The following is an 8,514-nucleotide window of genomic DNA, read 5'->3' as shown; positions in this document are numbered from 1 at the left end:
GACTTAACTATTCATAGGAATTGTTCAGGTTTCTTGTGCATCCCTGTTTTACAGGGTTATTCCATTTTTGTCAATGAACAATATGTTTCAACATTTATTAGCAAAAATTTGCCAAACTACAGTAATTTAAGTAATATATTTGGATTAGGAGTTGGGTTGAACTATATCTACTCATCTAATTTTGAATGCCTTCCATTTTCTGTAAATGCAGAATATCATTTCACTCCACATTGGTCAGTATCAGTAACTTTTGATTACGATTTTCTTACAGACAATTATTTGTTTATTGGCCCGAACCTAAAATTCAATGTTTTATCTGACTTTTTTATTGTTCCTTACATATCAGCAGGTGTAGGATATTACAGTTTAAGTTGGGAAGAGGACGAATTTTATTCTTATTCTTATTCTTATTATGACTACTACTATGACCGCTACTACTATGGTTACCGCGATATAACCAAAAATAGGAGTGGGATTGGCGGACATGGTGGAGTTGGTTTTAGAGTGTCTTTATTGGAAGATTTGTTTTTAGAAGGTAGTGCCCATTATTATATCACTGCTAAAGATTTTTTACAAATAGGAACAGGTTTTAATTACTATTTTCGTTAAGTAAATTAAAGTGAAACAACAAAAAATCCTTTCCGATAAAATCGGGTAGGATTTTTTTTATTTGCCATTTTTGGAAAATTTTGGTATAATTAAATCACGAACAGAAGCACACGAATAACAGCAATGATTTGTGTGGTTTGTATATGAATTACTGTACTGAAAATTTTCTGGCTGGTTATCTAAAAAAATGCAGATGGTTCAGAAGCAAAGCAAAAACTATAAAAAAAATCACTCTTATAGAAAACATACCAGTTGGTAAATTCCGAATTTTGTTTCTGAATGTTCACTATACAGACAAAACATCTGAAAAATATCTTTTACCAGCTACACAAGACATTTTTGCTAACGGACTGATTTATGATGCGGTTTGTGATTATGAGTTTCGTAAAACAATTCTTTCTGCAATCCAGAAAGGTAATACATATAAAGGAAGATATGGAAAGATTGTCGCATCTAAAGGAAAATTTCTAAAAGATACTCCAATTATAAAATCACAAGTGCTTAAAGGCGAGCAGAGCAATACTTCATTTATTTACGACGATATTTTTATTTTTAAACTTTATAGAAAACTTGAAGCAGGAGTAAATCCAGAACTAGAGGTCACAAAATTTCTTACTGAAAAAACCTCTTTTAGAAATATAGCACAATTTGAAGGTGCGATAGAATATATACAAGATACCACTCGGTTGCCGATAGTTATTGGACTGCTTCAAGGTTTTGTTCAGAATAAAGGTGATGCTTTTGAATATACATTGAATTCGCTAAAAAAATACTACAAAACAAAATCAATAGATACTAATTACCTTAAAATGATACAACTCTTAGCAAAACGAACCGCTGAGATGCATCTTGCACTTTATTCAGAAAAAAATAATCCGAGTTTTAAGCCCGAGCCATTTACATTAAAATATCAGCACACACTTTTTCGGTCAATGCAGAAACTTACAAAAACTGTTTTCGGCTTATTACAAAAAAATCAGAAGAAATTACCAAAAAAATTAGCCATTGAATCAATTCTTAAATTTGAATATATGATATTAAAAAAATTCAAAACACTTGCTGAAACAAAAATATCAACTGAAAAAATGCGTATTCATGGTGATTATCATCTTGAACAGGTTTTATTCACTGGGACTGATTTTTTTGTTATTGATTTTGAAGGTGAGCCGATGAGACCGCTCAATGCCCGCAGAGCCAAAAAATCACCACTTGTAGATGTCGCAGGAATGCTACGGTCGTTCCATTATGCATCCTATATTCAACTAATGAAATCGTCAACTAACTGGCAAAAAAATAAAAATTGGGCTGATGTATGGTACAAATGTGTAAGTGAAACTTTCTTAAAATCATATTTTGAAACAGTAAAAAGTGCACCTTTTATCCCAAAAGATAAACACCAACGCGATATTTTATTAAATATCTTCCTGCTTGAAAAAGCAGTCTACGAACTCGGCTACGAACTCAACAATCGTCCTGACTGGCTTACAATTCCAATAAATGGTATCAAAAACCTGCTGAATTTGGAAATGATATGACTACACCTGTAGAAAAATGGGTTGAAGAACAAGCAAAACTCACCAAACCGGACAGAATCTGGTGGTGTGATGGTTCAGAAGAAGAAGCACATAAACTTATAGAAATAGGTATAAGCGACGAAAAAATAAATAATGTCCCTGTATTCCGGGAATTAAACCCTAAAACCTGGCCTAAAACATATTATCATAGAAGTCATCCGACAGATGTTGCACGAACAGAACATTTAACATATGTGTGTCATCCCAACAAAGAAACCGCAGGTCCCAACAACAACTGGATGAAACCAGACGAAGCAAAACAACTGCTTACCAAACTTTCTGATGGTTGTATGAAAGGCAGGACAATGTATGTGCTTCCGTATATGATGGGACATCCGGAGTCACCATATTCAAAAGCATGCATCCAACTAACTGATAATACATATGTTGCAATCAGTATGAGAATTATGACCCGCTTGGGAAAACACATACTTGACAAAATTGGCAATTCAGCAAATTTTGTTAAGGGAATACATTCCTGTGGTGACTTTAACCCGAATAAACGGTTCATTATGCATTTCCCGGATGAACATCTGGTCTGGAGTATCGGTTCTGGCTATGGTGGTAATGCATTGCTTGGAAAAAAATGTTTTTCATTACGAATCGCATCCTGGCTTGGATTAAAAGAAGGCTGGCTTGCAGAACATATGGTAATAATAGGAATTGAATGTCCTGATGGTAATATTTTCTATTTACTAGCAGCTTTTCCGTCTGCTTGTGGTAAGACAAATTTAGCAATGCTTGAGTCAACTTTACCCGGCTATAAGGTCTGGATTTTAGGTGATGATATCGCATGGATAAATATAGGTTCTGACGGTAGATTGTATGCGATAAATCCAGAAACAGGATTTTTCGGTGTTGCACCTGGAACTTCTATGAAGACCAACCCGAATATGATGCGTTGCTTAAAAGCAGCCAATTTTTATCCAACATTATTCACAAATACTGCGTTGAATACAGATACAAATGAACCCTGGTGGGAAGGTATAGATGGACCTGTACCAAAAAATTTGATTGATTGGCAGGGAAATCCTTGGGATATTTCAAAAAAAACAAAAGCGGCACATCCTAACTCGCGGTTCACTGTCTCTATCTATAATTCACCAACACTTTCTAACGAATTTGATAATCCGAAAGGTGTACCAATTTCTGCAATCATAATTGGTGGCAGAAGAACTCAACGAATTCCACTAATAGTAGAAAGTTTTAACTGGCAACACGGCGTATTCATTGGTGCAAGGACAGGCTCGGAAACAACTGCTGCAGCTCAAGGGCTTCAAGCTGGTGTCCGACGAGACCCAATGGCGATGATGCCATTCTGTGGCTATAATATGGCTGATTATTTCCAGCACTGGCTTAATATCGCCAGAAGAGTATCTAATCCACCAAAAATTTTTGCAGCTAACTGGTTCAGAAGTGATGAGAATGGTAATTTTCTCTGGCCAGGTTTTGGGGAAAATATCCGTATCTTAAAATGGATAATTGACCGTATTCATAATAAAGTTTCTGCAAAAGAAACACCTGTTGGCTTAATACCAAAATATGAAGATTTGGAACTGTCAGGAATAAATGTAACAAAAGAAATATACGATAAACTTTTTCAAATAAATACTGACGAATGGAAACAAGAAACTGATGATATAGCGAAATTTTTGAATCTGTTCGGCACACGGCTGCCAAAAGAAATCTTGACTGAGTTCAACAATTTAAAATCAAACCTTTAAAACCCGCCCTTTTTTTATTGGTAAATTTGGAAAAAATTTTGTATAATAAAATCACGAATAAAGAAACCCAAATAACTGCGCCGAACAAAAACACCGAATTAACCCAACTAATTATTCGGTTACATTCGGTTATCATTCGGGAGGTATTCGGGAGCAAGAAGTAAAGTTGACAATGTCTTACGATTTTAAAACCGTAGAGAAAAAATGGCAGAAAGAGTGGGAAGATAAAAAACTTTTTGTCTCAACAGAAAAGTCCGATAAAAAGAAGTTTTATCTTTTGGAGATGTTTCCGTATCCGTCGGGCAAACTCCATATGGGACATGCCAGAAATTATGTGATTGGTGATACGCTTGCACGATTTTTAAGAATGAATGGCTACAATCTTTTATATCCGATGGGTTATGATGCATTCGGACTGCCTGCCGAAAATGCCGCTATAGAGAATAAAATTCATCCTGATAAATGGACCGATGAATGTATCACAACAATGATGGAACAGCAGAAAAAACTTGGGCTTTCCTACGATTGGAACCGACTTGTTATTACTTCAAACCCTGAATATTACAAATGGAATCAATGGATTTTTACTAAATTTTATGAAAAAGGACTTGCATACAAAAAACTTGCGCCAACGAATTACTGTCCAAAATGCGAAACAGTTTTAGCAAACGAGCAGGTTATTGATGGAAAATGCTGGCGGTGTGAGAGCGAAGTTGAGTTAAAAAATTTGGAACAGTGGTTTTTCAGAATCACAGATTACGCAGATGAATTACTTAAAGATTTAGACGGACTAACAGGCTGGCATGAACGGGTTAGAATAATGCAAAAAAATTGGATTGGTAAATCAGAAGGGCTACTTGTAGAATTCAGAATTAAGAATTCAGAATTCAGAATCCCTATTTTTACAACCCGGCCTGATACGCTTTATGGTGTTACATTCATGGCGTTTGCGTGTGAACACCCAATGGTCCAGGAACTTGTTAAAGGAACTGATAAAGAAAAAGAAGTAAAAGATTTTATTAATAAAATTGTTATTCAGAAACGAGTAACACGACTTACCGATACAGAAAAAGAAGGAATTTTTTTACAGCGGTATGCTATAAATCCATTAACAGGTGACGAAATACCGATATATGTGAGCAATTTTGTATTGATGGAATACGGAACCGGCGCAATTATGTGTGTGCCTGCACATGACCAGCGTGATTTTGAGTTTGCAAAGAAATATAATCTCCCAATAAAAGAAGTCATTGTTCCGCCAACTGCTAACCGCCAACCGCTAACCGCTGCATTTGAAGATGAAGGTGTGATGATAAACTCAAGGCAGTTTGATGGATTAAATTCAAAAGAGGCAACTGAAAAAATTGCTGATTATGTTGAAAAAATGGGCTTTGGTAAACGAACTGTGAATTACAAACTCCGTGATTGGCTGATTTCCCGTCAGCGATACTGGGGTACACCAATCCCGATAATTTATTGTGAAACCTGTGGGACGGTTTCTATACCTGAAAATGAACTACCGGTTGTCTTGCCTAAAGATGTTGAGTTCACAGGCGAAGGAAACCCACTTGCAAAATCCGAAAGTTTTGTAAATTGTAAATGTCCAAGATGTAATGGTAATGCCCGTCGGGAAACAGATACAATGGATACCTTTGTTGATTCCTCATGGTATTTTCTTGCATACTGTATTAAAGAACCTGACAATCCTTTAAATCTCCAATCTCCAATTAGCTACTGGATGCCGGTTGACCAGTATATTGGCGGAATTGAGCATGCGATTTTACATCTTTTATATTCACGATTTTTTACGAAGGCGCTTCGTGATTTAGGACTTCTCAATTACGATGAGCCATTCAAAAACCTTTTATGTCAGGGAATGGTTGTCAAAAACGGTTTCAAAATGTCTAAATCTAAAGGCAATGTCGTTTCGGTTGACGATATGGTTGAAAAATATGGTGCGGATACTGCACGGCTTTTTATACTGTTTGCTTCACCACCTGAACGGGATCTGGAATGGTCAGATGAAAGTGTAGTTGGTTGTTTCAGGTTTCTCAATAGAGTGTGGAATCTGGTAGAACAATTAAAAATTAAAAATGAAAAATTAAAAATTGTGGAATATGCTAACAACCTTGAACGGCTAAAACATCTGACGATAAAGCGGGTTACTGAATATATAAAAAATGAGTTCCATTTTAATACTGCGATTGCTGTGATTATGGAATTTTATAATGCAATCTGCAATCTGCAATCTGCAATCTGCAATCTGCAATTAAAAGATTGTATAGAAACGCTAATAGTTTTATTATCGCCGTTTGCACCGCATATTTGTGAAGAACTGTGGCAACTGCTTGGACATAATGACTCTATTACAAAGGAGAAATGGCCACAATGGGACGACCAAAAACTTGTTCAAGAAAAAATTACAATTGCGGTTCAGGTAAACGGAAAATTAAGAGGTCAGATTGAGATTAAGATTGATAGCAGTGAAGAAGAAATAGTAGAACTTGCAAAATCAGACGATAAAATCAAAAAATATCTGCAGTATAAAAAAATTATGAAGACGATATATGTTCCCAAAAAATTACTAAATATCGTCGTAGGGAGTTGAAAATGAAAAAAGTGGTTAAGTGGTTAAGTGGTCAAGTGGTTAAGTGGTTGGGTTTGCCTTTACTATTTACTATTCACTATTCACTATTCACTGTATTTACCGGTTGTTCTACAGCACCGTATACACCAGCACCGCAGGTATTACCGCAAAATATCAGAAAGGTAGCAATAGAGACATTCAAGAATTCAACCGTATATTATGGAATGGAAGAAAAACTGACAATTGCGATTACAAACGAATTTATACGGGATGGCCGGTTAGCAGTAACAAATTCAGCAGAAGCGGATGCTATCTTACGCGGTGAAATTACAAGGTATGTTCTGGAACCATTGACTTACGATGAAAACCATGTAGTTAAAGAGTATAAACTCTGGATACTGGTTGATATCGTTCTGATTGACAGAGCAAAAAATGAAGTAGTTCTGCAGGAAAAAAATCTGGAAGGTAATTACAGGTTTTTTGTTGCTAATCTGCCCGGCGGGATTACAGAGGAACAGGCGCGAGAAATAATCTGGGAAAAATTATCAAGAAGTATATTAAGGCGAACTGTTGAAGGTTTTGGCTCGGTAACAGGTATCAGTGAAAAAAAGGTACCACCAAAAACGGAATAGATGGCTAAAATCAGTTATTATGCGTTCAACTCAAAATTGAAATTATTAAAAAAATCTGATATCTCGCCTGTATATCTTTTCTATGGCAAAGAAGATTATTTGAAAAATGAAGCCATATGCCAGTTAGAAAAAATTCTGGTTGAACCCGAACTACATGATTTGAATTACAGTGTTTTTTATCTTCCGGATAAACATGAAAAGCAGCCTGATGATGTTGATACATCCGTTGATAAACATAAGATACTACAGAACGCACTTTTATCTTGTAATTCATTACCATTTCTTTCCGAGACAAAACTGGTTGTTCTAAAAAATTTCCACAATCTTTTAGAATCACAGGATTCTTTGCTTGAAAAATATATTAAAAATCCTGCCCCAACAACCTGCCTTGTTTTAGTTGCAGGTGAGAAATTGCCGAAACGAAAGATTTTCCAAAAAATTGAAGAAATGTATCCAATAATAAATTTTTATAATTTACCGGACAATCAACTGTGCAACTGGATACTGGATTATGTTAGCAACCTCCCCCCCCCGCCGTTTAACAAACAAATTTCAATAGATGCAGCGGATAGTATAATAAAAATTACCGGGAATGCGCTTTTTGATATAAAAAACGAAGTTGATAAGTTGATTTTATATACGGCTGAAAAATCAGAGATAACGATTGACGATGTTGAAGACTGCTGTGGACATTTCAGACAGCATTCAGTATTTGAGTTGTTATCACCACTTGCCAAAAAAAATATTGATATGGCAATAAAAATCCTGACAAATCTGTTTAACAACGGCGAAGACGAATTCGGGCTACTCGGTGTTCTGTCAGACAGATACAGAAAATATCAGCAGTTTTTTGAAGCCAAATCGCATGGAGCAACCGATTGGGACGCATTAAAAGAGACCGAGATAAAATTTTTTCAGAAAGAGTTCTTAGACGATGTTAGACAACTTGAATGGGCAGAAATAAAATCGGCTTTGCAACAGATTCTGGAAACAGAGATAAAAATGAAATCAGGCATGGGGGGTGGGGGAGGGAGTCAGGTTTGTCTTGAGCAACTAGTTTTTGAACTGTGCCAATAACCGAGTGGAAAGCCGTGCAATTTTGCGTGATGCGTTTTTTTTATGGATATTTTTTTTCTTTGCTGCTTTATCCAGCATACTTGAAATAATTTTTAATAGTTCTTTTGCATTTTCAAAATTTTTGGCTGTTAATGCTGATTCAAATTTTTTGATTTCAGTTTTGATTCTGGATTTGACTGCTTTATTAAACAAGCGTCTTTTTAGATTTTTTCGTGCCTCTTTTAAGCTGGATGTGTGTCTGCCAGTTTTTAGTTTCATTTGTCGCTCCGTTTGTACGCAAATTACCACAGATTTATTTGTGGCTATTCGGG

General features: G+C 35.7%; 7 protein-coding genes. 6 read left to right on the top strand and 1 reads right to left on the bottom strand.

The annotated features are described in order from the left end of the window. The 6 genes from AB1349_06010 to holA all read left to right on the top strand — a co-directional run. On the top strand, positions 1-609 hold a 609-nt coding region (locus AB1349_06010; protein MEW6556896.1), incomplete at its 5' end, for a hypothetical protein. Positions 610-752: 143 nt separating this feature from the next. After that, positions 753-2,144, top strand: coding sequence for a putative maltokinase (locus AB1349_06005; protein ID MEW6556895.1), 1,392 nt, complete (start codon positions 753-755; stop codon positions 2,142-2,144). Continuing rightward, entirely contained in the window at positions 2,141-3,907 is a 1,767-nt protein-coding gene (locus tag AB1349_06000; GenBank protein ID MEW6556894.1) for a phosphoenolpyruvate carboxykinase (GTP), read from the top strand. Before AB1349_06005 ends, AB1349_06000 begins: the two co-directional genes overlap by 4 nt. A 172-nt stretch (positions 3,908-4,079) precedes the next feature. After that, positions 4,080-6,515 carry a leucine--tRNA ligase gene (gene leuS, locus AB1349_05995; GenBank protein MEW6556893.1) on the top strand — a complete coding sequence of 812 codons (2,436 nt, stop codon included), beginning with the start codon at positions 4,080-4,082 and terminating at the stop codon, positions 6,513-6,515. Positions 6,516-6,517: 2 nt separating this feature from the next. Beyond that, positions 6,518-7,126 (top strand): LptE family protein, encoded by a 609-nt coding sequence (locus AB1349_05990; GenBank protein MEW6556892.1) that lies wholly within the window; start codon positions 6,518-6,520, stop codon positions 7,124-7,126. Then, positions 7,127-8,203: a DNA polymerase III subunit delta gene (gene holA, locus AB1349_05985; GenBank protein MEW6556891.1), complete on the top strand. Its 1,077-nt coding sequence runs from the start codon at positions 7,127-7,129 to the stop codon at positions 8,201-8,203. Here holA and rpsT read toward each other — a convergent pair. Then, positions 8,180-8,461 (bottom strand): 30S ribosomal protein S20, encoded by a 282-nt coding sequence (gene rpsT / locus AB1349_05980; GenBank protein ID MEW6556890.1) that lies wholly within the window; start codon positions 8,459-8,461, stop codon positions 8,180-8,182. The genes holA and rpsT overlap by 24 nt on opposite strands. Positions 8,462-8,514 lie beyond the last annotated feature (53 nt).

Source organism: Elusimicrobiota bacterium, assembly GCA_040757695.1.
GTDB lineage: Bacteria > Elusimicrobiota > UBA8919 > UBA8919 > UBA8919 > JBFLWK01.
The sequence above is the reverse complement of the archived record's forward strand: the minus strand, read 5'-3'. Positions and strand labels throughout refer to the sequence as shown.